Source organism: Mucilaginibacter sp. P1_D10, from assembly GCF_056406215.1.
Genome location: NZ_JBFUAP010000006.1, coordinates 12,922 through 39,069, shown reverse-complemented (window position 1 = coordinate 39,069; position 26,148 = coordinate 12,922). Strand labels below are relative to the sequence as shown.

Sequence of the window (26,148 nt, the reverse complement as noted above, 5' to 3'; positions counted from 1 at the left end):
CAAAAGGGTTTATGATGGAACCCTAATTTGTCATTATTCGATGATTACGTTGTTGCCCAACAAATCGCGCAGCGTTTTTACCGACTGGTCGAAGATGTTGCCGCAGGTATCTAACAGTATCAGGTAAAATATCTTTCCTTTTACGCGGGCGAATTTCAGGGGCGCTTTGTAGTATTTTATCTGCCCGCTGTTGTCGTTGCTTGTGGGCGATTCGGTAGGGGTTTCCAGCAACATGCCCGGGAACTCGGGGGCATCGCGCTCTATCGCCAGTTCGTAAAAATGCCCGCCGCCTATGTCGCGGTAGCTGGCCGGGTCGTTTATTTCGTAAGCCAGCATACTGGTGAAGCCGCCTGCCGTAAAGGTTACCGGCTTGCGGTTGGTGTATTTAGAAGTAAGTTTATCCAGGTAAGCCTGTAAAGTTTCGCCGGGCTGTGCCTGTTTCATCATAAACAGCATCGTATAGCCAATTTTTCGTCCTTCAGCATCGGTAGCCCGCGCCGGTTGTAAAACGAGGTAACATTGATGGTCCTTATATTCGCCGGCCGTGAGTCCCCAGGTGCTATCTAAGCCTACTTTGATGCCCATCAGCCAGTTATCGAACACCACTTTGCCGTCTTTCTTGTAGGAGGTCCATATATCGGTGTTTTGCAGGGTGGTATCCGGCGAGGCTATCTTATACCGGTTGGCAGCTACCTGGAGCAATTGCTCCTCCAGGTGCTGCATGCCGCTGTCTATTTTGGTGGCCCTGCTTGCAGCATAGCGGGCAGTGCTTATCATGCTGGCGTTGGCGCAGGCCACAGAGTAATCTGCCCAGAACTCGGGGCTTTTGGCGTCAGCCGGCATCAGTTTGAGGGCGATGGCATAAGCGCCAAATGCGTCCATTTGCCTGGCCGATAGGGAATAGTGGTTGCCAAGGAACCAATATGCCCGGTAATCGTTAGGGGACAAGGATTGCGCTTTTTGGTAATTGTCAACAGCTTTTGGGTAATACGTTTCCACTTCCATATTGTACAGGTAATGGGCTATATCGCCAAGCAGCAGGTACGTCTCTTCGTTTTTGGCGGTGTTTTTTTCCAGCGCCTGGTAAAGCGATACCAACGTGTTCACGGTTTTTTCCTTAGGGATATCGTACTGCCAATCGTGTACCCAATGGTTGTAAAGTCGGTAGTTAGTTTTGAGGAAAGTAATTTGTGGCTCCAGTTTGCCGGCATCCGGAATTTTGGAGAAATCGATAGCATTGACGTTGGCAGTGGCATTTGTTGCAACGGCTATAGCCGACAAAACCGCCAGCGTAATTTTCAAACGTTTAAGAAAATGGGGTGTCATAAGGTTTAAGTAAGTTTATAATCTGTATCCCAAGCCAAATATAAACTTCTTTTCCTGCTGTTTTTTTGGGTATTATATTTATTCCTATCAATATTTTAAATTAACTACCGTGGGGTTGGCCCTCCTTACATGCCGTTGTCATTACCGCCGTTAATTTTGCGTGGGAAACTAATGCGAAACCCAAATGGGTTTACGTTGTTAATTAAAGCAACCCATAAAACATAAAACCATGAGCGACATAAAATTAACAACCAGCATAAGCTTTAACACGCCAAAGGAAAGGGTTTGGGAAGGACTTACCGACCCGGATGTGGTGAAGCAGTATTTCTTTGGCACGATGCAGGAGTCGGCATGGATGGAAGGCAGCCCCATTACCTGGAGCGGCGAATGGGAGGGCAAAACCTACCAGGATAAAGGCACCATACAGGAGATAATCCCCGGCGAATACCTGCGCTACACCTATTGGAGCAGCATGGGCGGCACAGAGGACAAACCCGAAAACTACCAGATGGTGAGCTACAAGCTGGATGAGCAAGACGGCGTAACCACGCTGACGATTACACAGGAAAACATCAAGGACGAAGCCGCCAAAGAGCACTCCGAGGGTAACTGGCAGGCCATTTTCGGCGGGTTGAAGAAGCTGCTGGAAGAGGAATAAGCCGGACGGGCACTTGTTGCCAATGCAGTTGGAATAAAGCTACTGGCCAACTACTATCAAATCTTTTTTATTGAGCCAGCCACTAGTGGTTTGGCCGTTTTTATTGGTAAACGTAACGTAGATGAAGCCGTTCTGGTCGTCTATAGCGCGGACGCGGGCGTTATCCCATTGGTTGATGTTTGCTGCGCGTTTGCTGGCAGCATCTGGTCGGCTATGGAAATAAGCATAGGTGGTAAACAGCGAGAACACTTTGCCCACATCGCTGCCTTTAGGTTGGGCAACCACGGGCTGCTTCGGCGGAAGCGGTGTCTTTTTTGGCGGCGTTTTTTTAACGGTATCTTTTTTGATTTTCTTGTGCGTGGCCAGGGTTTCGGGCCTGGCTGCGGCTGGTTTTGAATGCGCTGTATCGTGTTTTTTTACCGGTAATGGTTTGGCAGCCGCTACCGTATCAGCATGGCTGGCAGGTTTAGAAACGCTGCTTTCAGGCTTTTGCATTTCTGCAGCAGTTTTTACGGCCGCAGCTTTGCTTCCCGAGGAAAGGTAGTGCCCCAAAGCCGCGCCGGTGCCAATGCATAGCAAGGCAATGCCAATTAACAAGCCTTTCGATGCGCTTTTGGCGGGGGCGTTTACCGGCGGGGGGAAGGCAGCAGGCGTTTTGCTGTGCGATGCGGCTTGTTTCAGCCCTTCAATTTCCTGCTGCAGGGCCTTGTTTTTTTCCTGCTCTTGTTGCAGCAGGTTTTGCAGGCTGGCTTTTTCGTTCTGTAGTATCAACGCCCCCTCGGTGCCGGTTTTTGTGTTGAGTACGCTGTTTTGTATGGCCTGCCGCAGTTCGGTGCCGTCGGCATAGCGGTCGGCGGGGTCTTTTTGCAGGCATTTGTAGATGAGGGTTATCAGCCATTCGGGTACCTGCATTTCGCTTTGGCGTTGCCCGGCAGACCAATCCGGCGGGATATTGGCTTTGCGGAGGGCCAGCATATTGGGCGGCTCCTGGTCCAGGTGGGCAATCATCACGGCGTTGCGTGCGCTTTGGCCGTTATCGTTCAGTTTGAAGGGCACGGTGCCGGCCAACAGTTCGTACAGGATAATGCCGTAGCTGTACACATCGCTTTGCGGTAGTAGGTTGCCGTCGCTTTGCTCGGGTGCCATAAACTCTACTGCACCGGCATTGCGCAGACTGCTGCGCCGCTGCTCGCCGGTCATGATAGCCAGGCCAAAATCCAGCAACACATAGTTGCCGGTATTTACATTGAACTTTACGTTGTTGCTTTTGATATCGCCATGCTTTACGCCCACTTTATGGCAGTGGCTCAGTGCGTTGGCCAGTTGGTAAGCCACCTTGATGGTTTCGGCGATGGTGAATATGGGTTTGTCTTTTTCGGTAAGTAGCTCGGCTAAGTCGGGGCCCTCTATGAATTCCATCTCGATGAAGGGGAGCGAGCCGCTCTCGGTAATGCCCGAACTGAGTATCTTCACCACGTTGGGGTTGGCTACCTCGTTTACCTTTTTCAGCTTCTCAACTTCGTTGGTAAAATCCTTGTAATGCTTGTCGTTTTCGTCCTCGGCGAAGATGGGAGTAGGCAGCAGTTTTACCGCCACAAAAATTTCGCCGATGCGTTTACCCTTATACACAGAGCCCTGGCCGCCGGTATGCAGCGCGCCCATATTTTCCAGTCCCGCGGTTATCGTAAAAATTTTACCCATGTGATGTTTTGCCTAAGCCGGTATATTAACGCAACAAGCCTATGAATTGTTGGATAAGATAAACAGTTTAGGGTTTAAAATGAAACCGGGGAAAATAATAAAGGGAAGAGGCAACGGGAGCTACTCTCCCCATCGTCTTTGCGAGGAACGAAGCAATCCTCGGCAGGAAGGGTGGACGATTTGCATAGTGGCTACCTTGCATGCGGGCCACAAGTGGGGACACTTGCGGCAGCGGATGCTTTTTTTGTTACTCTCCCCATCGTCTTTGCGAGGAACGAAGCAATCCTCGGCAGGACAGGTAGGTGATTTGCATGGTGGTTACCTTGCATGCGGGGCAGCGGGTGGTTCCGAACTTCTGCTTTGACTAATTGAAAAGGTACTTTACTGTTGTTAATGTTTATTGCTTATTTTACGTATCAGGTTATTACGGGTATCAGCCACATATACATTCCCTGCCGCATCTACCGCAACGCCCTGCGGTAAATAAAATGAAGCTGAAGTGCCCGTGCCGTTGGCCGAACCTGGGGTGCCATTGCCTGCCAGGGTAATTACTACGCCACCCGGGCTTATCCTACGGATCCGGCTGTTATCGCGATCCCCCACATATATATTACCCGCTGCATCTACCGCTACGCCGGCAGGGGGGCTAAATGAAGCTGAAGTACCCGTACCGTCGGCCCAGGCCCGGGTTCCACTGCCCGCTACGGTAGTTACCAATCTGTCGGGGCTTATCTTCCGTATCAGGTAATTGCCGTTATCGGCTACGTACACATTGCCCATTGCATCTACCGCTACGCCGTAAGGACCACGAAATGAAGCTGCAGTGCCAATACCGTTAGCCGAACCTTGCGTGCCACTGCCTGCATAAGTAGTTACCATACCCTCCGGGCTTATCTTACGGATCAAATTGTTAACACAATCCGCCACGTACACATTACCTGCTGCATCTACCGCTAAGCCCAATGGATGGCTAAACGAAGCTGCAGTGCCCATGCCGTCGGCCGAGCCCTCAACACCACTGCCTGCAAAGGTAGTTACTACGCCGGCCGGGCTTATCTTCCGTATCAGGTTATTGCTTTGATCCCCTACATATACATTACCCGCAGCATCCACCGCTACACCCATTGGCTCAAAAAACGAAGCTGAAGTTCCGGTACCATTGGCAGAACCCTGGGCGCCAGCGCCTGCAAGCGTGGTTACTGCACCATCCGGGCTTATTTTACGTATCATGTCATTGCCTAAATCTGCAACGTACACATTGCCTGCTGCATCAACAGCTACGCCCGCCGGGCCGCTAAATGAACTTGACGTACCTATGCCATTGGCTGCGCCCCAGGCGCCACTGCCTGCAAAGGTAGTTACCATAGGAACGGCCTTAGAACCATCAGGTCCGTTTTTGTTAGTGCAAGCAGCAGCAAGTAATATAATAAGGGGAAGTAATGACAAAGGTCTTCTCATGGGTTTTAGGTAGTATAAGAATTATACATTTTTTAATTCAGCGAAGTTATCTGTATTGAATTACAAAATAGGGCTACAATTAGTCAAAAATGGCGATGCAAATGTTTACAACAGAAGGAGAAGACGATTTTTGGCGCAATTTATGGGTTTTTAAAAAAATCCGATGGGGGAAGGTAGAGCCTGCGGGGGACTCTCCCCATCGTCTTTGATAGCGCGACAATGCCCGGCAGGAGAGGTTGGCGATTTGTATGGTGGTTACCTGGCATGCGGGCCACAGGTGGGGACCTTGCGGCAGCTAAGGACTACCTTTCCGAATCATAATCGATGCTCTATTTCTTTAAGTGCGCCATATCCGATAAAATATTTTTTATTGTCTTTCCTTATCGCTTTGCACCTTGCCTTAATAAAGGTGACGATTTTGTTGTAGCTGTCCTTTAGCTCATCGCTTGCTTTAAATTCATTGTAATTACTAAAATGGATGAATCTCGGGTAATAGGAAAGGTTAGTGCTACTGTAAGGAATGATGGCATCACCGGCAAAACCTCTGTAATACGAAATATCTAAATAAGGGCCTCCTACTCTTTGGTTAACCTGATAAATAGGTCCTTCAGCATATTTATTGCGGCTCACCACAATTGGTTCCAGGGAAAACAAATCGTTGATCATGAAAAAATGGGTAGTATTGCGCTCGTGATGCTCCATAAAATCATTCCAATCGGAAATTATATGACACTGTTCGGTAGGGTAAAATATATCAGGGATAATCCGATAATTATTTGCTTGCAGGTAATCGAATAATGCCTCCCAGTCCTGTTTATTGATGTGGAAATTAAAGTCTGCCATAGATTGGTTTCCTTATAGTTTTATAAAGGAATTTTTGAATTAACTTATTCCTCTTTACCTATTCTGTTCGCTCAACCAATGAAACTGCCGCTCTGCCAGTTGGAAATGGCGTTTCGTGCGCTTTAGTTCTACGTACAGGCTATCCTTGCCTTTCAGGCCGCTGAGGGTAATGGTGCTGCTATCAGGCATGGCGTAGTTGAATAAAAGGATGTAGGCCTTATCGTCTAAGCGTTTTTTGAAGTAGAGCATGTGGCTCGCGCTATCCAGGCCGTAGGCAAAATAGCCGCGGTTGTACCGCTTCCTGAAGAGCGTATCATTAGATTTTACGCTGCCGTAGCCATTCTCGAATATCAGGTCCTGCCAGCGCAGGGTGTCTGTAAGCGAAAGCGGTACATCCTGTTTATTGATTTTGTAGCTGGTTACGGCATATACGCCATTTTGAACGGGCTGTTTGGCCACCTTGTTAGGACCCGCGCCGCTAAAATCCTGGTAAAGGGGTATGATAATCATTATCAGTACGAAGAGCGATTTCAGCACGATGCGGCTGATGCGCATCCACTTTTTGGTGTACCTGAAATGGTATATGGCGCTGAGGGGGGCGGGTTTGTCCAGTATAAAGAAATTTATCAGTCTCCCGCTTTCGTTGGCCAGCAAAAACAGGCAGGTAAATACCATCTGCATCGAAAATATCTTAACGGGGATATCATAGCACAGGTTCAGCATCATTACGTTGATGAAAACGCCCGTGGCTACCAAAGTGCCGAGGGATGTGGTGCGTCGGTACAGCAATAATATGGCCGCAAAGACCTCCATCGCTCCCGAAAAAAACTGGTATGGCCCCGAGTAGCCGATGAACAGCCAGGAAAAACGCATGGGCAGCAAATCGCCAAGCGGCGTGGCCAATTGGTGCAGGCTCGGGAAAATCATCTGCATGCCAAACAGCTTGATGATGCCGTAGCCCAGGGCCACCAAAATAACATAGTAACGGGTAAAAAGGCAGAGCCAATAGTTGAGGTGGGTGTAATTGGGCCGTTTGCGGTCGGCTACCGACCATATAATCGCGCCCAGCACGGCCAGCAGCAGGTAAGTCCATAACCTTGCCCAGCCCATAGAGGTATCGCCGCTGCCGTTTTCGGGCACCAGCACCGGTTTCACATGCAAAAACAGGGTGTTTGCCTCGGTCACTATCCAATCGGTAAGCTTACCGTAGTACTGCGTTACGGTACTTACGTAGGGGATGCTATCCAGCCAGGTGATGGGCGCGGTCTGTAAAGCGAGGTAAATGAAAAAGAAGCGGAATGCGATTTTTCGCCACAGTGGCCAATGAGTGTTTTCGGTGTTTTGCATAAATAGTGAGGGCTTTTTACAGGTTGAGTTAAGCTCACAATTTATCGATTTATTTTGAAAGAGCGTGCGGTTTAAAACCAGTTCGAAATAAAATTTGGCTTTGTGTTCTTTGTGGTCCTCTCTTTGTGAACTTTGTGGTAAAATTTTCAACCACAAAGAACGCTAAGATTTTGCACAAAGGTCACAAAGAGGTTTGCTGAATGATTTTAATTTGAATATTACTTCCCTTCCAAAAACCCGCTTATCGTCCCAAACGCCAAGCCATTCCGCTTGAAACTCCCGATCAAATCTTCCATCCTTTGCAGCATAGCCTCGCCGCTGTTTTTGCTTACGTAGCCGGGGAAGCCGAAACGGGCTTTATCATGCAAATCGGTAAATTCCCAGGGGTGGTAGTACAGGTTAAGGTAGCCGTCGGCTTTGTAGGTCTTCCGGCATAGGTATTTGTAAAACCACAGCGGGAAGTTGTGCAGGGCCAGCCAAAATAGCGGCAGCCGCAAGCGGGGACTAACCGATGCGGGTAATTGTAAAACACCATCCTGCATAAAATAAGTGCGCGATACTTTGAGGTTATTGTACCGCCCGGGCAACCAGGTGGGGTTGATGGAGCTGTTGTACACATAGCCGGCTTTTTGTATCTCGGCTTCGTCTACCGGCATCATGCGGGCCATGCGGTAACCGGTAACGGGTGTATGCGTAATGGCTTCCAGCGCCAGTTTGGAGCTTAACAAGTGCGCAGGCTCGAATTCGGAATGGTAATAGCCGTGCGAGGCCACCTCATGGCCATCGGCAATCATCTGCCTGATAAGGTCGGGCCGGGCAAGGGCAAAGGTGGCCGTGCAAAAAAACGTGGCCTTTACCTGCTGCCTTTGCAGCATGGCCAGTATAGTTTGGGTGCCGGTGGCGGATATGGCTATCTGATCTTCGAAACTAATATTTTTGCCGTATTCAAACGGCATATCAAACTCTTCTACATCAAAACTCAACAAGATCATACTGGCGCTCTTTAATACTGCTGCTCTCTACCACATAATTCGGCCTCAACTTAGTCTGCAGGAATATCTTGCCCACGTAAATGCCTATAATACCCATAATAATCAATTGCAGGCCTCCCAAAAAGAAAATCGACATCATTATAGATGCCCAACCTGCCGAGGCATAGCCCACCACCGCATGCCCCATGTAATAACAATACAGCACATAGGGCAGGAAGATAGCCGTTAAGGTGGAGAAGCCGAAGCCCAGGTACACCGCAAAATAAAGCGGACGTATGCTGAAGGAGGTTATCCCCTGGAAAGCAAAGCGCATCATTTTGATGAGTGAGTACTTGCTTTTGCCCGAGTGGCGCGGATCTGCAGTGTAGCTGATGCCATACTGCGAAAAGCCTAACCATTTGATGATGCCACGCAAAAAGGGGTCAATCTCTTTGAATTGTAGTAGCGCATCGGCCACCTTGCGGTCAATCAGGCGGAAATCGGCAGTGCCGGGTTCCATGTTTATCTCGCTGAGGCGGTTGGCCAGCGCGTAGAACATATTGGAGGTTGTTTTTTTGAACAGCGACACCTTTTCGGTAGAGGTGCGTTTGCTGTACACGATATCGTAGCCTTCTTCCCACTTGCTTAAAAAGGCAGGGATAAGTTGTGGCGGGTGCTGCAGGTCGCCATCCATGCATATCACGCAGTGGCCGTCGGCATAGTCCAGACCGGCTTTAAGCGCGTTCTGGTGACCAAAGTTGCGGCTCAGTTTAATGTAATGGATGCGGTTATCCTGTATGTTGAAGGTGCGGAGCACGTCGGCGGTATCGTCTTTGCTGCCGTCGTCCACAAAAATAAAATCGTAATCGTAGGGCAGGGTATCAAATACCTGCCTCAGCCCCTTGATCAGGATGGGGAGGTTTTGGGCCTCGTTAAAAGCAGGCACTACTACCGACACCTTTTTGCGGGGCGGGGCGGTCCTGGTTTTTGGGCGTTCCTGTACGTATCTCATATCGTTGTAGGGGTGGGGGTTATGGTATCGTTATAGGTTATTGCAAGCGGCTGCGCCGGAACAGTTTTTTTAATAAGCATTTCGCCAACTATAGCCAGCCAAACCAGCAGGCAGGGCAGGGCTTTAAGGGCATAAGGCATAATCAAATTGTTTTTGATGTAGGCCGGGAAAATATCGGTACGGAACAAGCTGCCGAAGTACAGCGTAAATGCGAACAGGGCTATCTGCCATTTGCTTACCGGCTGCGGGGCGCTCATGAACCATATACCCACACCCACAAAGGCGATGATATAGGTAGCATGCTCTGAACTGGTGCTGAACAACACCACGAAGAGCAGGCAGCTGGCCAGCATGAGCAAGCGACTGCGCAAATCGGTAGCTAGTTGGTTTTTTAAGCTGCTCCAGGCGAATAAAGCCACGCCTGTGAGCAGTATGGGGAAGATGTTGATAGGATGGCCCACTATGCGGCGCACCATTCCGGTTACAGATATGTCCTGGTATTGGGTGGCCATGGATACGTTTTGGGCGTTCTTCTCCATGAGCGAATGGTACCAATCTACGTACGAGTGCGCTACGAAACCCGGCGAGAAGAAGAGCATCGGCAATACAAAAAGCACCGCGCCCCAAAAGAACAGGCCTATGATGAACTGCTTCTTTTGTTTGGATAGCAGGAAAAATACTACGCCCACCACTCCGTAAAGTTTTACAAAGAGGCCCAGCATAATGAACAGCGATGCCCAGAAATCTTTCTTATTCTCTACCAGTACCCAGGTAAAGATGAGCAGCGCGGCGATGGCCCCGTTGGTTTGGAATTCTTTAAGCGAGATGATGAGCTCCTGCGCGCAGATGATGCAGATGAGGTTCTTCTTCAGCGTGCTTAAAGGCAAAAACTGTATGGCGCAGAACAGGAACGCGACGTTGCAAATCTGCCAAAAGTACATGCCCAGGTTGTCCGTTAGCAGTGCGAAGGGTGCTATCATAAGGCAGAAAATGGGGCCGTAATGGTTGGTATCCGAATAATACTGCGGATAGCCGGCATACAGGTTATGCCCCATGGAGGCATTGAAATACGTGTATTTAAAAATGAGGTAATTGTTGATAGAACCGTAGCCGATGTACTTGTAAGTAAAAAAAACGGCAATGAATATCCACACCGCCAGGATGAAGTACTTATTGTTAAAAATTTGATAAAAAAGGCTGGTTTGCCCTTGTTTGGCCATTGGCATGAACTTTTTTTCGTTGTTTTGAAAGCATTACGGCAAATACCGGCGCTTTGAAACAGCGGTTTGAACAATAGTTTATAACTTAATTAGGCTATAAAGATAAAGTATTTTTTTAATCTGTATTAAAAATGTTACAAACATATTCGTTGCTTTCGGGTATGGTTAAAGGCTGATATGCAGTGTTTCCACGATGAGGATTGGTGAAGTGATTCGCGTTATTTTACCGCCAAGGGCGCATGAATTTGAATAACACTAATTTTTCGAATTAAATCGAATTTCACCGATTTAATTTCACGCAAAGCCGCAAAGATCGCCAAGGAGGGAAAGCATAAAAAATCTTTGCGTCTTCGCGCCTTCGCGTGCCAACTTAACCACCTGCAAGGCTTTGTGTGCCTCTGTGATAAAACAAACCTCCAATTATAATAACTTCCATTTTTACCCTACAATGCTTTCCTTTGGGGTAAAAACCAATGGTGTTCGAAATAAGCAAAAAAGCGGGGGAATGTGCGATTCCCCTCTTGAGAGGGGGGAGGGGTGTGTTTGTACATTATGCATTGCGCTATTGCATTGCGGCGAACACACCCCCCGCCACCACACAATCCATCGCGCCCCCTCTCTTGAGGGGAATAAAAAACCCTTCGAACACTCCTCATTAAAACCCATAACAATTGGCAAAAGATATTTTCGGGCAGGCCTTGTACGATGCCTATAAAGGCAGGCAGGCCTCAAAGCTTTTCATCCATAATAAATACGGCCCCAAAGAGGAGATGCCGCTGGACGTGTATTTCCGTACCGAAGCCGAAATGCCCGATCTGGAATTACTGGCCCTGAGCCATTGTCGGGGCCGTATTTTAGACATAGGCGCAGGCGCGGGCAGTCATGCCTTGTATCTGCAGGAGCGCGGCGCGGATGTGACCGCGATGGACGTATCCGGCCTTGCGGTGCAGATAATGCAGGATCGAGGCGTTAAGCTGGCCATAGAACAGGATATATTCGGCTACGCCGGAGAAAAATACGACACCTTGTTATTATTGATGAATGGCATTGGCCTCTGCGGGAATATCCAACAATTACGTGTATTTTTACGGCACGCCATGCAACTCTTGTGCCCGGGCGGCCAATTATTATTCGATTCATCTGATATTGCTTATTTGTACGATGGTGCACCGCCCGCCGGTAATTATTACGGCGAAGTATGGTACCAGTATGCCTACAAGGGCCAAAAAACCGATTGGTTTCAATGGCTGTATGTAGATGCCGATACGCTGATCCAATTTGCCGCCGAAGAAGGCTGGGCGATAGAGATACTGGATGAGGACGATATGGATGGCTACCTGGCACGGCTGATGCCTTTGTGAGCTTATTAAATATCGAACACCGAACGCCCAATAATGAATGATGAAGTGGAAGGACTTCGATGGGATATGTTTGCCTGGATTATACTGCACTTAATCTTTTGAACCGATAAACCTATGATAAAGACCTTTTATAAAACCCTTCAGGCCTTCGGCCTGCTGTTGTTGCTTACAGTTGCTGCCAACGCGCAAACCAAATTACCTGCCTGGGCCTTCGGTCCGTTCGTTCGGCCGGCGGGGGTGAACCCTTTGATTAGTCCCGATACCACAACCCGCTTCAACGACCCGATGTACAAACGCAGCGTAGATTGGGAAAGCAACGATACTTTTAATCCCGCCGCCACCATTAAAAATGGTAAGATATATATCCTGTACCGTGCCGAAGATAAATCGGGCACCGGGATAGGGGGCCGCACATCCCGCCTGGGCCTGGCCGAAAGCAAGGACGGCATCAGCGTAAAACGCTCGCCGGTGCCGGTGTTGTATCCATCAAACGATAGCCAAAAAGAATTCGAGTGGACGGGCGGTTGCGAAGACCCCCGCGTAGCCATGACGGCCAAGGGCACCTACGTGGTTTTTTACACCCAATGGAACCACGATATGCCGCGCCTGGGCGTTGCCACCTCTAAGGACCTCAAGACCTGGGTAAAGCATGGCCCTATATTCCGTAAGGCATACAAAGGCAAGTTCCATAAGATAGCCAGCAAATCGGCCTCCATCATTACCAAGCTGGTAAACGGCAAGCAAGTCATCGCCAAAATAAAGGGCAAATACTGGATATACTGGGGCGAAACCGGTGTTTACGCCGCCACATCTACCGATTTAGTGAACTGGACACCCCTGATAAACAAGGATAGTACGCTGAGGCCGCTCATCTCGCCCCGCCGCAACTTCTTCGACAGCGACCTTACCGAATGTGGCCCTCCGGCTATCGTAACCGCCAAGGGTATCGTACTATTATACAACGGTAAAAACAACGCAACCTACGGGGATAAAAACTATACCGCCAACTCGTACTGCGGCGGGCAGGTAATATTTTCGGCAACGGATCCAACCAAGCCCATCGGTCGGTTAGATAAGCCTTTCTTCGTGCCGCAGGAGGCTTTTGAAAAAAGCGGGCAGTATCCGGCCGGTACAGTGTTTATGGAAGGGTTGGTATATTTCAAAAGCAAATGGTTCTTGTATTATGGCTGCGCCGATTCGAGAGTAGGGGTGGCGATATATAAACCCTGATTAGATGTGCAGATTTCAGATGTGCAAATGTGCAGATGAAAAGGAATGGATGCGTGGATTTCAGATTTCAGATGTGCAGATTTCAGATGAAAGGACGACGCGTTCAAAGCATCCTAAAATCAAGCGAATCAAGGTTCAGAAAAAAATCTATAATCTGCACATCCGCAGCTCATCTGCACATCTGAAATCTGCACATCTGCACATCCGTAGCTCATCCGCACATCTGTAATCTGCACATTTGAAATCCGCTTTCTGTAACAATCTTGCGCTATTACAACAAATCGTTAAAAATGTTTGCAGATAAAAATATTTATATATATTTACCACCGAATTATACCCCTAATCTGCAACGGATATTGTGAAACGGTTTTTTGTTATATTGCTATTGAGCGTGCACCTGTTTTATGCAGGAGGCTACACGCTTTTTTTTCAATATTTCATCCACCGGTCCGAAACTCAGATGGTAAAGCAGATTTACGAGAACAAAGTAGATGCTACCCAGCTGGTGCAGATAAAAATACCTGTCCACATGCCCCAGATGCAGGATTGGCCAGACTACGAGCACGTACAGGGCCAGGTTCAGCTTAAAGATAATTACTACAATTACGTTGGTGTAAAAATGACGCGCGATACCATGTACCTGGTATGTATTGCCAACAGCGTAAAAACACGCCTCGTAAGCGCAAACCTAATCGTAGCCAAAGATGTATCTGATGTACCCCTTACCAAAAAAGGCTCAGAGCAATCATCGGTAAAAAAAGCATCCGGAGGCTTTGAATACAACATGCCTGCCCTGCATTACAGCTTCGTTACGTTCTCCCAAACATTGAAAGGACATGAGAACCCTATATCTGCCAAGTTGACTAACCCGTACATCGAATCTCCAGGAAAACCGCCAAACTTCGCCGGTTAATATATTTGACATCCGGTAACCCCCAAAAAAATCACGTACAATATTAGTACAGGCGTAGGAATTAGCCCTGCGTCTAAACCATACGTGCAAGTACGATTTTAACGGTTACACACCCTCTCCGCCCATTTATTATGGCTGCGGAGGCCAAATGCTCATTGTTCATCCTTAATTAAATTACTCTTAAAAGCCTTATATGAAATACTTTTTACAATATACTTACAGGTATTGTGTTGGTATTATTGCTTGCGTTGCCTTATCACAAACAGTTTGTGCGCAAACAGAAAGCGATGCTATCATGATCCCGAAAAATTACATATGCGTAGCCGGCATGTACGCCCACAACAGCTGGGATCATTACTGGGAAGGCACCCTCAAACGCGAAAACTTAAACCTGGGCACCATCAGCGCCAATATTTACAATGCAGGCGTGGTTTACGGGCTTAGCAACCGCATCAATATTTCGGCATTTGTGCCATACATCCAAACCAAAGCCAGTGCAGGCACCTTGCGTGGCCAGCGCGGTTTTCAGGATATTAACCTGGCTTTTAAATGGATGGCCATACGCGAGCAAATCGGTAGCGGCATCCTTAGCGTCCACGCCATCGCGACAGGTTCAATACCCGTTGGCGATTATCAGGGCGACTATCTCCCTTTCGCTTTAGGCAGCCGCAGCAAAAGCGTTGCCTTACGCGGTTTAATCAATTACCAGCGCGGCAGGTTCTTCGTTGCGGGCGCAGGCCAGTACATCCGCAGGAGTAACATGACTATCGATCGTGATGCGTACTACACTACCGAGATGCACTACACCAATCAGGTTGCCTTGCCAAACGCTACCAACTTTATGGTTAGCGCAGGTTTCCGTAGCTTGTTGCTCAACGTAGAAGCTATTGCTACTAAATACACCACAGTGGGCGGTTTCGATATCACCCGCAACAATATGCCTTTCCCAAGCAACCGTATGAATGCTACTGCAGTAGGCGGTTTAGTAAAATATATGCCTCAGTTTGCCAAAGGCCTCGAGTTCACCGTTGGCGGCAGCTACGTAACATCGGGCCGTAATGTTGGGCAAAACACTCAGATTATGGGCGGTATAGATTATGTTTTTTCGGTTAAAAAGGAAAAAAAATAAGGAGAGGATAACAATCATGAAAACAAAAATACTTTATATATCATCACTAGTGGCCGTGTCGCTTTTTGCTGCATCGTGCAAAAAAGATATTACCGAACGTAACACCGAGTACCCGGCACTGGCACCCGCAAACATCGATTTGAATGCCGATACCTGGACACCTATCTTAACCGGTTCGTCAACATTTACCGTAGCTACGCCCGAGGCTGTTACCACGCCAAATTACCTGGCCGATCTTAACGAAATAAAAAGCTACCAAAAGAACCTTACCAGCGAGCAAAAAGACATCATCAAATACTGGAGCGCAGGCTCGGTATTGCGCTGGAACGAAATACTGCGTGAACTGGTGGCCAAGCATAACCTGCCGCCATACCAAAACGACGACGGCAGTTACCCTTTCCCAAGCGCGGCTAACCCATTGGCTTACCCGTTGTTCCCATTCTCAAACCCGCCTTACGCTGCCCGCGCTTATGCTTACGTTAGCGCAGCACAGTACGATGCATTGGTACAGGCCTGGAAATTCAAGAAATCGTTCAATCGCCCGGCCCCTTACAAAACCGATACCAAGATAACGCCGTTGGTGCCGGTATCTGATTTGCCTGCATACCCAAGCGAGGATGCAACCGTGGCAGGCGTAACTGCCCAGATGATGATTTTATTATTCCCTGGTGATTTGGACTACATACAGAAAAAGGTTGCCGAAGAAAAATTATACCGCTTAATGTCGGGTGCCAACACCCGGTCTGACTGGGATGCCGGCGAAAACCTGGGCAAACAGGTTGCAGCTGTGTTTTTGGCACGTGCCCGTACAGATAAAGCCGGTGCAGCTATAGGCACACAAGCCGACTGGACCAAATTCGAAACCGATGCTACCGCTGCGGGTAACACCCCATGGATAAGCCTGGAAACACCTCACCGCCCTCCAATGCTGCCCTTGTTCACTAAGGTTACGCCTATTTTGATGCCCGCTGCAGATGTAGCAACCGTTCGCCCCGCTGCGCCTTATAAGGAAGGTACCGCCGAGTACAAAAAAGATGTGGACGAGGTAATGGCCATGAGTAACGACCATAGCCGCGACCATGAGCGCATTGTTGCGTTTTGGGCAGACGGCGTAGGCACAACAACGCCTCCGGGCCATTGGAATGCTATTGCCGCGGAAGAATTCATAAAACATAACTGGAGCGAAGTACGCTGGGCACGCAACCTGGCCCTGCTTAATATGGCCGAGATGGATGCAGCTATCGTATGCTGGGATACCAAATACTTTTATTTTAACCCGCGCCCAACACAAATGGTGGCCGGTATAAAAACGCTTACAGGCATACCAAACTTTCCGTCGTATATATCGGGCCACGCTACTTTTAGTGGTGCAGCGGCAACGGTACTGGGCTATCTGGTACCCGAGCGTGCTACGGAATTTATGACGATGGCAAACGAGGCGGGCATGTCCAGGTTGTATGGTGGCATCCACTACCGTAACGACTGTACCGTTGGCTTGGCTACCGGCGTAAAAGTAGGCACTTACGCGGTAAACCGCGCCAAAACCGACGGCGCAAACTAATATAATCGCAAGAGAGAGAATTAAAGAGAGACTGAATCGTGAGAACTGAACAGGGGCTTCATTATATTTTACGCATAGCGGTTGCTATGTGTTTTATAGGCCATGGCGCATTCGGCATCATAACTAAAGAGATATGGTGTAATTACTTTGCCGTATTCGGCATTGGGAAAGAAACGGCCTATGCATTGATGCCCTGGGTTGGTATTTTAGATATTATGATGGGGGTAATGATGCTGGCTTATCCTATACGCGCCATTGCCTTATGGCTGGTGTGCTGGGGTACTATGACAGCATTCTTGCGGCCTTTATCGGGTGAGCCATTTGCAGAAGTTATTGAGCGTGCCGGTAATTTCGGTGCGCCATTGGCGCTGCTGGTACTATCCGGCGGCATAAAAAACTGGCGGGAGCTGTTTACCAGGATAGATGCCGCCGCTGCAGCCACACCACAAACACTGGAAACTGTAAGCCGGTGTTTGCGGATGGTGGTATTTATGCTGCTGCTTGGCCATGGCTGGCTCAATATCATCGAAAAGAAAGGGCTGCTTAACCAGTACGCTTCGCTTGGGTTTTCGCATCCGGCTAAAGTGGCTGTATTTGCAGGCGTTTTTGAGATTACCGCCGCCCTTATCGTGCTTATCAAACCCATCAGGAATATATTGCTCGTATTATTGATCTGGAAAATATCCACCGAATTGTTTTATCCGCACTACGAAGCATTCGAGTGGATAGAACGCGGCGGCAGCTACGGATCTATACTGGCATTATGGTTTGCCCTCAAAGAAGCGCCCTCCGGTTTTAGCCTGTTCTCTCTTGCAAAGCATAAACAAACAGAACATTATTAACCAATTGATAAACCTGTAAACAGCCCGCAAACACACGCCCGGTGCGTGGTGGCGTTTACCTATTTCATTTTTTTTAGCCCCCAATAACACACATGAAAACCACCTTAAAATTAGTGGCTGTATTAGCCGTTTTTATCCTTCTTAATTGCACAAAAGCAAGCGCACAAGGCTGCGTGGCCATCCGCAGTACCGGCGGCCTCTGCAATATGGATGAGCATCCCGATAGCAATTCTACCGGCGGCCTCTGGCTGTTTAACAGCAATAGCCGTTACTACCGCTCATACAAGCACTTCGTTGGCTCAGAAGAGCAAAAACAACGTATCGAATTAGGTACTAATGTAATCAACCATTCATACGCGCAAGATCTTACGCTTACGCGCATCTTCAACAACCGCTGGTCGTTCTCATTGGACATCCCGGTGTTGGCAAACAGCCGCTCGTCGCTTTATGAGCACGGTGGCAAAGAACGCCGCCTTACCCATTCATTCGGCGTGGGCGATATTACCCTGAAAGCTTATGCATGGTTGCTTAATCCTGCCAAAGCAAAAAAGGGTAATATACAAATAGGCCTGGGCCTTAAATTGCCTACAGGCAGCTACACCTATCAGGATTATTTTTACAACACCGGCACAGGCGGCGCTAAAACCCTCGGCCCTGTAGATCAATCTATCCAATTAGGCGATGGCGGTACCGGTATCACAACCGATATCAACACCTACTATAACTTCTCTCATAAATTTGGCTTGTATGGCAGCTTTTACTACCTCATCAGCCCACGCGAGCTTAACGGCGTATCTTCTGCCCGTGGCGGCACGCCAAGCGCCAAAGCAGTGGCCAATGGCAGCGACATCATGAGCGTACCCGATCAGCTGATGTTAAGGGCCGGTGCAAACTACGGCGTAAATAAATTCAATTTCTCTGCGGGTATTCGCTACGAGTGCCTACCAGTGAAAGATCTTGTTGGTGGCAGCAACGGTTTCCGCAGGCCGGGTTATATCACCTCTATAGAGCCGGGCGTTACCTATCGCATCAGCAAATTCTCTATATACACGTTTGTGCCGGTTGCTATAGTGCGCAACCGTACTCAAAGTGTACCTGATAAGATCTCTACCCAGCTAACCGGAACCAATAGCCACGGCGACGCTGCATTTGCCGATTACGCCGTTAATCTGGGCGTATCGTTCAAATTATAATATTCTATGTGTTTAATTGTTTGGTTAAAAGCCGGGAGTAGTGACCCCGGCTTTTTCTTTTGATTCCTATTGGGTCGAGGCCAGGATAATTATTAAGATCTCATGCCGATGCAGGTGGTGATGGCGATGTTGCCCACCAGTATTTTATGGATAGGACAGGCATTGGCAATAGCCACCAGTCGTTTTTGCTGCTCGTGCGTCGCTTCGCCCTTAAATGATATGCTGCTTTCTATCAGGATACCGCTGCCGGTACGGTACATTTGCAGGTCAACCGCGATTTCTTCGATGGGCCACATCTTTCGGTTGATGTACATGCGCAGGGTAATTGCAGTGCAGCTGGCCAAACTGGCCATCAATAAATTATAGGGCGACATGCCCACATTGGTACCGCCTTCATCTAAGGGTTCATCGGCAATGATGGAATGGCCGCCGCTGCTTACGAGGGTTTGGTATTGCGCCCGGCCAATAACGGCTCGGCCATCAACTATGTAATCTTTCTGGGTATCCAAATAATTATGGCGTTTAGGTGCTATTCCTGGTTAAGGTCAAGCAGTTTCCAGCTCTCTTCCCGGTTGGCTGCGCCGCCCATATATTTCATGGCGATGGTGAAGTGCGTGGTTGTTTTTTCGCCGCTGCTGCTTACGGCAGAGTAGGACGATTTTATCACATAAACCGAATCCGATTTCTTGGCGAATTTGTATTCATCGTCGTGAAAGGAAACGTTGGAGGCCAATACGGTTGGGCGGATGTATATTTTGGCCATTGAATAGGCGGCATCGCTATCGGGTAACCCGCTAAAAACGCCTACCGAGTTGGAGGTGGCTATTTTTACAAGAATTATTGCGAATATAATACCTAATGCAACCAGTATCCATACGCTGCTTTTCGCTTTTTTCTTCTTTGCCTGTTCCTCTTTTAGGTATTGGTCCTTAACCGTTTGCATTTTTCTGAATTATAGCTCTTTATAGCCCTGATATTTTGCAAATTTAATAAAAATCATAACACCGGCGTGCGCCATTGAATTTTCTGTAGTCGCTACTACGGTATGGCAGGGTGGTTTCGTACCCAATGCTGCCTTCGGTAGTGCCGCTGGTATTGCTGTAGTTAAGACCGCGGCCCGATGGTACATCGTGGCTTACCCCCAGCCGCATTTTTTCGGCTCCCTCGCGGTTGATGAACAGGTCGAATATAAAAGATACTACTATAGAGCTTGGCCCGTTGCTGAGGCCGCCACTGCGGTACCACAGCCCGGCGTTAATGCTGCGCCGTTTGTACTGGAAGCCCACGCTTAAAGATTGCGCCTGACTTTGTTTATAAAAAACTACCGAAGGTATGACGTATGATTTTTGGTCCTCATCCAGGTTGTCGTCCTGCGTTATGTTGTAGCGGTAACTGGCATGGAAAACCCCGCGCATGGGCAGTTTGGCCGGCACGCCGGTAAACGATTCGTTGGGGCGGTTAATGTGCTGCATGGCGCCACCAATGTTGAAATTGCCTGCGGTGAGGTTAAGGCCGGCACCCGAATCGAAAAAGAATTTATTGTTGAACAACGCTGCATCGGCCCCGCTTACCGAGCCGGGGATATAACCCAGGCGGGGGTCTATCTGATCGCTGAAGATCAATTTGGTATAATCTACGGCACGGTTGGTTACGCCGGCCTGCAAGCCAAAGGATAGTACGAAACTATCGTTGCCGATGCTATAGGAATATATACCCGAGATATTATTTTTGGTAAGGTAAGCAGTACCCTCGCTGCCCCTGGTAAACATCAGCCCGAAGCCGCCGCCGAAGCGCGGTACGTTATAATCGATGGACGCGGTAAGATAGGTTAAGCCCCCGCCCGCAATGGACGAATATTGGTTGCGATAGATGAGGTTCATGCGCAAATCGCCCTCAAACTGGCCGTTCAAAGCCGGGTTTAGGTAATTGGGCGAATTGAAGAATTGCGAGTACATATGATCCTGCGCTTGTAAACGCAGGCCCCCGGATAGGGCAATCAACAGCAAGGCGTAAAATCTCTTCGTTCCCTTCATCATCGCTATCTTATTAAATGTATTACGCCCGTTCGTTTCGGCAGGGTGTTGGGGCCGTATTGCATGCCTTTCCAATCGGAACCGTTTATGAATTTGGCCGATGCCTGCCATATATAAACCCCTTGCTGCGCCGGTACACCTTTATATAGGCCATCCCAGCTTTCAACAGGTCGCCCGTTCTCATCTAGCTTGGTGGTTTCCCAAACCAGCTGCCCCCAGTTGTTGAATATCTGCAAGTGCCAGCTCTCTATGCCCGATCCTTTTACAACGAAGGTGCGCAGCTCGGTAGTGCTGCTGGCCGGCATAAAGGCGTTGGGGATATAAAGCTGCCCCGGCACACCCGTAATTTGTACGTTGTGCGATACGGCGCTGTCGCAGCCTTCGCGGTTCGTTACTCTAAGGGTTACTTTATAAGTGCCGGTATCTATATAGGTATGCGCCGGGTTTTGTTCGGTAGAGAAGGTTTTGTCGCCAAAATCCCAGCTCCAGCTTACCGGATTGCCCGATGTTTGATCGTCGAACGCGAAATGGTAATTCGGTATCCTGGTGATAAAGCCCGGGCTGACCGAGAAATCAACATTAGGTGCGCCATTAACTTTTATAAACTCCGTTTTGGTGATCTCACTGGCACAACCGGTAGCCAGGTTAGTGACTTTAAGGGTAACCGTATATGGCGAATTTTTATAGCCATAAACGTGCGGCAACGGTGTATAACCAAAAAAATGCGCTGTGCCATCGCCAAAATCCCATTCGTAACTTAACGATTGCGGGTTGGTAATGCCATTGGCCGGCGTTGTGTTTGTGAAGTGAACGGTTATTGCCTTGCAGCCGATTGGTATATCGGCATCAAAGTTCGGCAGTGGTTGTGGGTATGCCTCAAACTTTATCCTGTCGGTAGATTCGAATGTGGCGCAGGGGTTTTGGGCCACAATGCTTACAAAATATGTACCCGGTGTTGCAAAGGTATAGGGCTGTTCGGTCTTACTGCCCTGTATCTCGTCAACCTTTACACCATTTTCGTCAAATATGCGATAGAAAAATGTGTCCCCGCCCGAGGAAATATTTACAAACGTTGCCGTGAAAGGATAGCAGGCGGCACTCTTATTATCCTTAGGGAAAAATAGGGGCACAAACGTTGCCGGGAATATGTTGATGGGTATGGCTGTACTCTGCGAGGTGTTATCGCAAAGATCGGTTGCAATCACATAAACGGTATAAAACTTATCGTTACGTGGTGGGCCCAGTGGGTCAAAGGTCACATCCGATTTATCAAACACATGTTTTTGGAATATTCTCACATTGCCATCATAAACAAAGAAATCGTAAAACTTATTATTGCCAGGCGATGTGTTTTTAACTTTAATGGCCAAAGAACCACAGCCCGAGAGCCGTTCGGGCAGCAAAGATGCTAACGGTGTCGCAGGCCTAACGGTTATTTGCATGGTGTAAGCAGGGCGTGGAAGGCAGTTGTTGATAATGCTTAATGATACGGTATATGTGGTATCTCTTCCATCTGTACGTGGTAAAAAGGTATGCTGCGGGCTCACTTCGTTAGAGTTTCCGGTACCATCGCCAAAATCCCATAGATAAGTGGTTGTTGTAAATACAGGGGTAGATGTATTGGTGAACTCAACACTTACCGGCCCGCAAACGGTGTTGGTAAAATTGGATATAAATTTAGGTGTTACATCCGGGTTGTTTACAACAGTAATTTCATTTTGGCTGTCGGGGCAAGGAGCGGTTCCTTTTATTGTCCAGGTAAATTTATAGGTACTGCCGCCAACTAAGCCGGTTACCTGGGTTTTAGGATTGGTTGCATCGGCAAATACGGCGGGAGGGCCACCGGTTTGTGTCCATACCCCCGCAAACGGCGTTGGGTCGTTACCATTTAAGGTAATGCTAGTGGCGTTGCATAAAGTAGTTAAAGGCAGGCCGCCACTTGCCGCCATTACAGGCTGGTTTACCGTTATAGTTGCAATTGATGAACGCACCACGTTACACACGCCGTTTTGTATAACCGCCCTAAACTGTGTTGTTTGCGTAAGCATGTTATATTCGTATTGGTCGGTGGTGTTTAGTAAAGTTACCCAGTTAATGCCATCGGTAGAAGATTCCCAACTTACTACGTTACCCAACTGGCCCGAAAGGTTAAGGAAGCCGCCATTGGCATCTGCACATACCGAAACAGAACCGGCAATTGTGCCGCCCACGGTTGGTACATCGGTAGTTATACTCACCATATCGGTAGATGGTGAACAGTTTGGACTGGTATTTATCGACCAAACAAACTGGTAGACGTTGCCCGGCTGTAAGCCGCTTACAATTGCGTTTGGTTTGGTAGCATCAGAAAATGTAATGCCGGTTTGGCCCGATGCGAGTGTCCACTTTCCCGTGCCGGGCGATGGGTCGTTACCTTGCAGCGTATAGGTGGGGCCGGCACAGATGGATTCGTCAGCCCCGGCAGCAGCAGCTATTGGCAATGGTGCAATAGTTACAGTTACCGATACAGGCTGGCCCGAACAAGTACCGTGGTAAGGCGTAATAGTATATTTTACAGTGCCAAAAACCGTGTTTGTGTTCACTAATATATCATCAAGTGTAGCCGACGCAGACGTTTGATCGGTATTGCCTGTAATGCCTGCCGATGCCACGCTCGTCCAGGTGTAAGTAGTAGCAGGTGTGGAGGAGCTAAGCACAATACCATTTGGCTGATTGCTGCAAATTGGGGATGCCGGTGGCGTGGCAGTTAAAGCAGGTATGCGGCTAACTGTTACCAATAAGTCGATAGCGTTGCCGGGGCAGCCATTGGTAGTAGGGGTGATGGTATATTTAACTACGGCATCGGTTGCGCCGGTATTTGTGATCACATCATTTATGGTTGCGCCGCTCCCGGTTGCGCCAAATCCCGTAGCGCTTCCTGAGAAAATACTCGCTGTCCAATTGTAGGTAGAAACAGGGTTTTGTGACGTGATAGCGTAATTGAAGTTAGCACCTGTGCAAACCTCAGCCGTTTTGGGGCTGGTGATATTGTCTTTACGGGTAATAGTAATAATTACAGGCGCCGAAATTATATTACAGGGCGGTGCCAGGCTGGTAGTTACTTCCATGCTAATGGTAGCTGTCCCTGCAGCTATCTCTGCGGCAGATGGCGTATAAGTTGGCTTCATTACATTTCGGCCGGGGCTAAACGTCCCCGTGCCTCCAACCCATTGAAAACTGTTGTAAACTCCGGTGACATTAGCATCGAGAAACGTTGAATTGCCTTCGCAGATGGTACGGTCGCCGCCGGTGCTTATAATTGGAGCTTCCTGGAAAGTGAGTTGTTGAGTATCTGAAGCAGGCCCGCAGTTGTTGGTATGGTTTACCGTAATGGTGTAGGTTTTGTACTCGCTGAATATGATATCCGGGTATTTACTGTTTGCTGTTGTGCCGTTTGCAAAGCTGAACGCTCCGCCGGTAACCGTCCACGTGTAGGTTGTAGGCAAAGCTTTCGATGTTCCCGTTAAGGTTGTTTTAGTGGTTGTGGCTGTGTTGCTGAATGAGACAACCTGGTCTTTTCCGCAGATGAGGGCATCGGCAGAAAGCTTGGCTACCGGGCTTAAGTTTACTACCACGTCCTGTGGGGCTGACGATACCAACCCGCAGCTTTGTGTGGTAATATCCAATTGTACGGTATATACTCCCGATGTGTTAAAATCAAAATCTGGTACTTTACTATTTGCATTTGTACCGTTTATATACCTGAATGTACTTGGCGTAACGCGCCATGTATAAGTAGTATTAGGGTCGCAATTTTCATCAACCACCGAGGTATTGACAGGGATGAGCGAGCCGGCTGTACAAATGGTTGATCCGGGCAAAGTAAAACTTGGCTTTGGCGGGTTTTGAATACAGATGTTGATCACCGTATCCTTTACCTCGCAAATATTATTTCCGTTTTGTAAATGCAGGCCCACAAAGTGTTGGCCGTTTGTAGTGAAGGTATATTCAAGGGATTTGTCCAGTGGGTAATTTACGGCAACAACCACACCATCCACCACCCAGGTATATAAGGCATTTTGGTTTGTACAATCAAACGAAGTACTGTTTGGATCCTGCCCGGGGATAGACCTGTTACCAAATGTAACAGGCGTGTTAGTACACGCAGTTTGGTCGGCGCCTATAATATTTTTTGGCGGTTCAATCACCCGCGCGTAGCCTGTAACCGGTGTGCCCAATTTACCGCAGATAGGGCTTGTTGGCTGCAGGTCTATCTGGAAAACGTTTTGCAGCCCGTTTGCTACGTTGCCGCAGGATGCTTTTTTGTAAGTATGATCTATAAAGCCACCGGCCGCCACAATATCGCAAAGCGTATAATTGGTGCTTAACCCATCGCCCCAGGTAACACTGTAAATTAAACCGGGGTAATTTTTTTGAATGCCGTTTGGCGAGTTGACATCAACGCTATAACTTAATTTATTTTGGCCGTTTAAGCATACCTGGTTACTGCCCGATGCACCGAAGCTGTTGTTAACCAGGTTATTTATAAGGGAGTAAGCCTTGGTGCCAACTGTACCCGCGGCGTCCACTGCCCTTACAAACACGGTATAGTTAGCGGCCCTTGCGGTAAATGGCTGTGAGGGGAGTATCAGGGTGCCTTCATTTGTTTGGGAAAGCTCATTAAAAAAATTAGCGGATGCCGTAGCGCCTGCAGACGATGCGTTCACAAAAGGGTAAGCTGTATTGTCTGTTCCGATACATGCGCCGAATACCTCGGGGGTGCTTGCGCTGATAGCTTGCGAACTTACGCCTGCGGTTACGCCCGCCGCAGCCTTCACCTCAAATGGCCCCGAGGTAACTGGTAGTATGGCCGGGTCGGTACATTGTATGCGTATGCGGTAATTTGTGCCTGCGGCAGTAGTAGCAGGTATAACGCCGTTTACGAAAGTGCCGTAAAAACCTGTATAGCTGCCAATCAGTTTCGGTGCGCCGAAGTTGCCGTTGGCATCTGAAAGATAAAGGTTGAAAACGTTAGTAGAACTGGCGCAGGCTGTTGATGTATTGAGGTGGAATGGGACACCGATAGTAGAGCCTTGCCCGTAAGGCCCGGGGTCGATATTCCCTATAGTAATAATTTGGGCAGAAGCACCCATCACCATGAGGCAGCAAAAAGCAAAGGCAAGAAAAAATATCCTAGTAAAAATTCTATCCATCAAACCGAATTCATATCCAACCGTAGCACGATGCTAAAATAACATAAATGTTACACATTATAAACCATTTTTAAAACCAAATATTGGTTAAAGTGTGTACGTTATTTTATAGCTAATGGTTGTGTAAAGAAAAAAAATTAGCTAAAGGATAATTAAAT

General features: G+C 48.3%; 20 protein-coding genes. 8 read left to right on the top strand and 12 right to left on the bottom strand.

Going from position 1 to position 26,148, the window contains the following annotated elements:
- Window positions 1–33: 33 nt before the first annotated feature.
- The gene (locus AC1DYT_RS10725) at window positions 34–1,326 is read right to left on the bottom strand and encodes a tetratricopeptide repeat protein (protein ID WP_477469610.1); all 1,293 of its coding nucleotides are present in this window, start codon (window positions 1,324–1,326) and stop codon (window positions 34–36) included.
- A 229-nt stretch (window positions 1,327–1,555) separates the two neighbouring features.
- Between AC1DYT_RS10725 and AC1DYT_RS10720 the strand changes: the two genes are divergently transcribed.
- Complete coding sequence (locus tag AC1DYT_RS10720) at window positions 1,556–1,984, top strand: SRPBCC family protein (RefSeq protein WP_477469609.1); 429 nt, start codon at window positions 1,556–1,558, stop codon at window positions 1,982–1,984.
- A 39-nt stretch (window positions 1,985–2,023) separates the two neighbouring features.
- On the opposite strand, the gene AC1DYT_RS10715 is transcribed toward AC1DYT_RS10720, so the two are convergent.
- The 7 genes from AC1DYT_RS10715 to AC1DYT_RS10685 form a co-directional block, all read right to left on the bottom strand.
- Window positions 2,024–3,685 (bottom strand): serine/threonine protein kinase, encoded by a 1,662-nt coding sequence (locus AC1DYT_RS10715; RefSeq protein ID WP_477469608.1) that lies wholly within the window; start codon window positions 3,683–3,685, stop codon window positions 2,024–2,026.
- A gap of 390 nt (window positions 3,686–4,075) precedes the next feature.
- Window positions 4,076–5,143, bottom strand: a complete 1,068-nt coding sequence (locus AC1DYT_RS10710) for an NHL repeat-containing protein (protein WP_477469607.1) — start codon at window positions 5,141–5,143, stop codon at window positions 4,076–4,078.
- 315 nt (window positions 5,144–5,458) lie between these two features.
- On the bottom strand, window positions 5,459–5,986 hold the full coding sequence (locus AC1DYT_RS10705; RefSeq protein WP_477469606.1) for a hypothetical protein: 528 nt from the start codon (window positions 5,984–5,986) through the stop codon (window positions 5,459–5,461).
- Window positions 5,987–6,040: 54 nt separating this feature from the next.
- Window positions 6,041–7,333, bottom strand: coding sequence for a hypothetical protein (locus AC1DYT_RS10700; protein WP_477469605.1), 1,293 nt, complete (start codon window positions 7,331–7,333; stop codon window positions 6,041–6,043).
- A gap of 218 nt (window positions 7,334–7,551) precedes the next feature.
- Window positions 7,552–8,325, bottom strand: coding sequence for a polysaccharide deacetylase family protein (locus tag AC1DYT_RS10695; RefSeq protein WP_477469604.1), 774 nt, complete (start codon window positions 8,323–8,325; stop codon window positions 7,552–7,554).
- Window positions 8,306–9,316 (bottom strand): glycosyltransferase family 2 protein, encoded by a 1,011-nt coding sequence (locus tag AC1DYT_RS10690; protein WP_477469603.1) that lies wholly within the window; start codon window positions 9,314–9,316, stop codon window positions 8,306–8,308. Before AC1DYT_RS10690 ends, AC1DYT_RS10695 begins: the two co-directional genes overlap by 20 nt.
- The gene (locus AC1DYT_RS10685) at window positions 9,313–10,536 is read right to left on the bottom strand and encodes a glycosyltransferase family 87 protein (RefSeq protein WP_477469602.1); all 1,224 of its coding nucleotides are present in this window, start codon (window positions 10,534–10,536) and stop codon (window positions 9,313–9,315) included. The genes AC1DYT_RS10690 and AC1DYT_RS10685 overlap by 4 nt, the downstream gene beginning before the upstream one ends.
- Window positions 10,537–11,207: 671 nt before the next feature.
- Between AC1DYT_RS10685 and AC1DYT_RS10680 the strand changes: the two genes are divergently transcribed.
- From AC1DYT_RS10680 to AC1DYT_RS10650, 7 genes are all read left to right on the top strand, one after another.
- On the top strand, window positions 11,208–11,897 hold the full coding sequence (locus AC1DYT_RS10680) for a class I SAM-dependent methyltransferase (protein WP_477469601.1): 690 nt from the start codon (window positions 11,208–11,210) through the stop codon (window positions 11,895–11,897).
- A gap of 114 nt (window positions 11,898–12,011) precedes the next feature.
- Window positions 12,012–13,127 carry a glycoside hydrolase family 130 protein gene (locus tag AC1DYT_RS10675; RefSeq protein WP_477469600.1) on the top strand — a complete coding sequence of 372 codons (1,116 nt, stop codon included), beginning with the start codon at window positions 12,012–12,014 and terminating at the stop codon, window positions 13,125–13,127.
- A gap of 358 nt (window positions 13,128–13,485) precedes the next feature.
- Window positions 13,486–14,040 carry a hypothetical protein gene (locus AC1DYT_RS10670; protein WP_477458636.1) on the top strand — a complete coding sequence of 185 codons (555 nt, stop codon included), beginning with the start codon at window positions 13,486–13,488 and terminating at the stop codon, window positions 14,038–14,040.
- A gap of 193 nt (window positions 14,041–14,233) precedes the next feature.
- Window positions 14,234–15,169: a transporter family protein gene (locus AC1DYT_RS10665; protein ID WP_477469599.1), complete on the top strand. Its 936-nt coding sequence runs from the start codon at window positions 14,234–14,236 to the stop codon at window positions 15,167–15,169.
- A gap of 16 nt (window positions 15,170–15,185) precedes the next feature.
- Entirely contained in the window at window positions 15,186–16,730 is a 1,545-nt protein-coding gene (locus AC1DYT_RS10660) for a vanadium-dependent haloperoxidase (protein ID WP_477469598.1), read from the top strand.
- Window positions 16,731–16,768: 38 nt separating this feature from the next.
- Window positions 16,769–17,572: a hypothetical protein gene (locus tag AC1DYT_RS10655; RefSeq protein ID WP_477469597.1), complete on the top strand. Its 804-nt coding sequence runs from the start codon at window positions 16,769–16,771 to the stop codon at window positions 17,570–17,572.
- A 92-nt stretch (window positions 17,573–17,664) separates the two neighbouring features.
- A complete protein-coding gene (locus tag AC1DYT_RS10650) occupies window positions 17,665–18,765 on the top strand; it encodes a transporter family protein (protein ID WP_477469596.1) in 1,101 nt (366 codons plus the stop codon).
- Between the two features lie 92 nt (window positions 18,766–18,857).
- On the opposite strand, the gene AC1DYT_RS10645 is transcribed toward AC1DYT_RS10650, so the two are convergent.
- Genes AC1DYT_RS10645 through AC1DYT_RS10630 form a run of 4 tightly spaced genes read right to left on the bottom strand, consistent with a single transcriptional unit; the run spans window position 18,858 to window position 25,990 of the window.
- The gene (locus tag AC1DYT_RS10645) at window positions 18,858–19,274 is read right to left on the bottom strand and encodes an OsmC family protein (protein WP_477469595.1); all 417 of its coding nucleotides are present in this window, start codon (window positions 19,272–19,274) and stop codon (window positions 18,858–18,860) included.
- 20 nt (window positions 19,275–19,294) lie between these two features.
- Window positions 19,295–19,708 (bottom strand): hypothetical protein, encoded by a 414-nt coding sequence (locus AC1DYT_RS10640; protein WP_477469594.1) that lies wholly within the window; start codon window positions 19,706–19,708, stop codon window positions 19,295–19,297.
- 43 nt (window positions 19,709–19,751) lie between these two features.
- Window positions 19,752–20,801, bottom strand: coding sequence for a PorP/SprF family type IX secretion system membrane protein (locus tag AC1DYT_RS10635; RefSeq protein WP_477469593.1), 1,050 nt, complete (start codon window positions 20,799–20,801; stop codon window positions 19,752–19,754).
- A gap of 2 nt (window positions 20,802–20,803) precedes the next feature.
- The gene (locus AC1DYT_RS10630; protein WP_477469592.1) at window positions 20,804–25,990 is read right to left on the bottom strand and encodes a PKD domain-containing protein; all 5,187 of its coding nucleotides are present in this window, start codon (window positions 25,988–25,990) and stop codon (window positions 20,804–20,806) included.
- Between the last annotated feature and the right edge of the window lie 158 nt (window positions 25,991–26,148).

Excerpts from the sequence above, each read along its gene's own strand:
- AC1DYT_RS10660 (WP_477469598.1), top strand. The coding sequence starts at position 15,186 with ATGAAAACAAAAATACTTTATATATCATCACTAGTGGCCGTGTCGCTT.
- AC1DYT_RS10720 (WP_477469609.1), top strand. The coding sequence starts at position 1,556 with ATGAGCGACATAAAATTAACAACCAGCATAAGCTTTAACACGCCAAAG.
- AC1DYT_RS10675 (WP_477469600.1), top strand. The coding sequence starts at position 12,012 with ATGATAAAGACCTTTTATAAAACCCTTCAGGCCTTCGGCCTGCTGTTG.
- AC1DYT_RS10690 (WP_477469603.1), bottom strand. The coding sequence starts at position 9,316 with ATGAGATACGTACAGGAACGCCCAAAAACCAGGACCGCCCCGCCCCGC.
- AC1DYT_RS10700 (WP_477469605.1), bottom strand. The coding sequence starts at position 7,333 with ATGCAAAACACCGAAAACACTCATTGGCCACTGTGGCGAAAAATCGCA.
- AC1DYT_RS10685 (WP_477469602.1), bottom strand. The coding sequence starts at position 10,536 with ATGGCCAAACAAGGGCAAACCAGCCTTTTTTATCAAATTTTTAACAAT.
- AC1DYT_RS10705 (WP_477469606.1), bottom strand. The coding sequence starts at position 5,986 with ATGGCAGACTTTAATTTCCACATCAATAAACAGGACTGGGAGGCATTA.
- AC1DYT_RS10725 (WP_477469610.1), bottom strand. The coding sequence starts at position 1,326 with ATGACACCCCATTTTCTTAAACGTTTGAAAATTACGCTGGCGGTTTTG.
- AC1DYT_RS10695 (WP_477469604.1), bottom strand. The coding sequence starts at position 8,325 with ATGATCTTGTTGAGTTTTGATGTAGAAGAGTTTGATATGCCGTTTGAA.
- AC1DYT_RS10710 (WP_477469607.1), bottom strand. The coding sequence starts at position 5,143 with ATGAGAAGACCTTTGTCATTACTTCCCCTTATTATATTACTTGCTGCT.
- AC1DYT_RS10650 (WP_477469596.1), top strand. The coding sequence starts at position 17,665 with ATGAAAACCACCTTAAAATTAGTGGCTGTATTAGCCGTTTTTATCCTT.
- AC1DYT_RS10715 (WP_477469608.1), bottom strand. The coding sequence starts at position 3,685 with ATGGGTAAAATTTTTACGATAACCGCGGGACTGGAAAATATGGGCGCG.
- AC1DYT_RS10640 (WP_477469594.1), bottom strand. The coding sequence starts at position 19,708 with ATGCAAACGGTTAAGGACCAATACCTAAAAGAGGAACAGGCAAAGAAG.
- AC1DYT_RS10665 (WP_477469599.1), top strand. The coding sequence starts at position 14,234 with ATGAAATACTTTTTACAATATACTTACAGGTATTGTGTTGGTATTATT.
- AC1DYT_RS10635 (WP_477469593.1), bottom strand. The coding sequence starts at position 20,801 with ATGATGAAGGGAACGAAGAGATTTTACGCCTTGCTGTTGATTGCCCTA.
- AC1DYT_RS10630 (WP_477469592.1), bottom strand. The coding sequence starts at position 25,990 with ATGGATAGAATTTTTACTAGGATATTTTTTCTTGCCTTTGCTTTTTGC.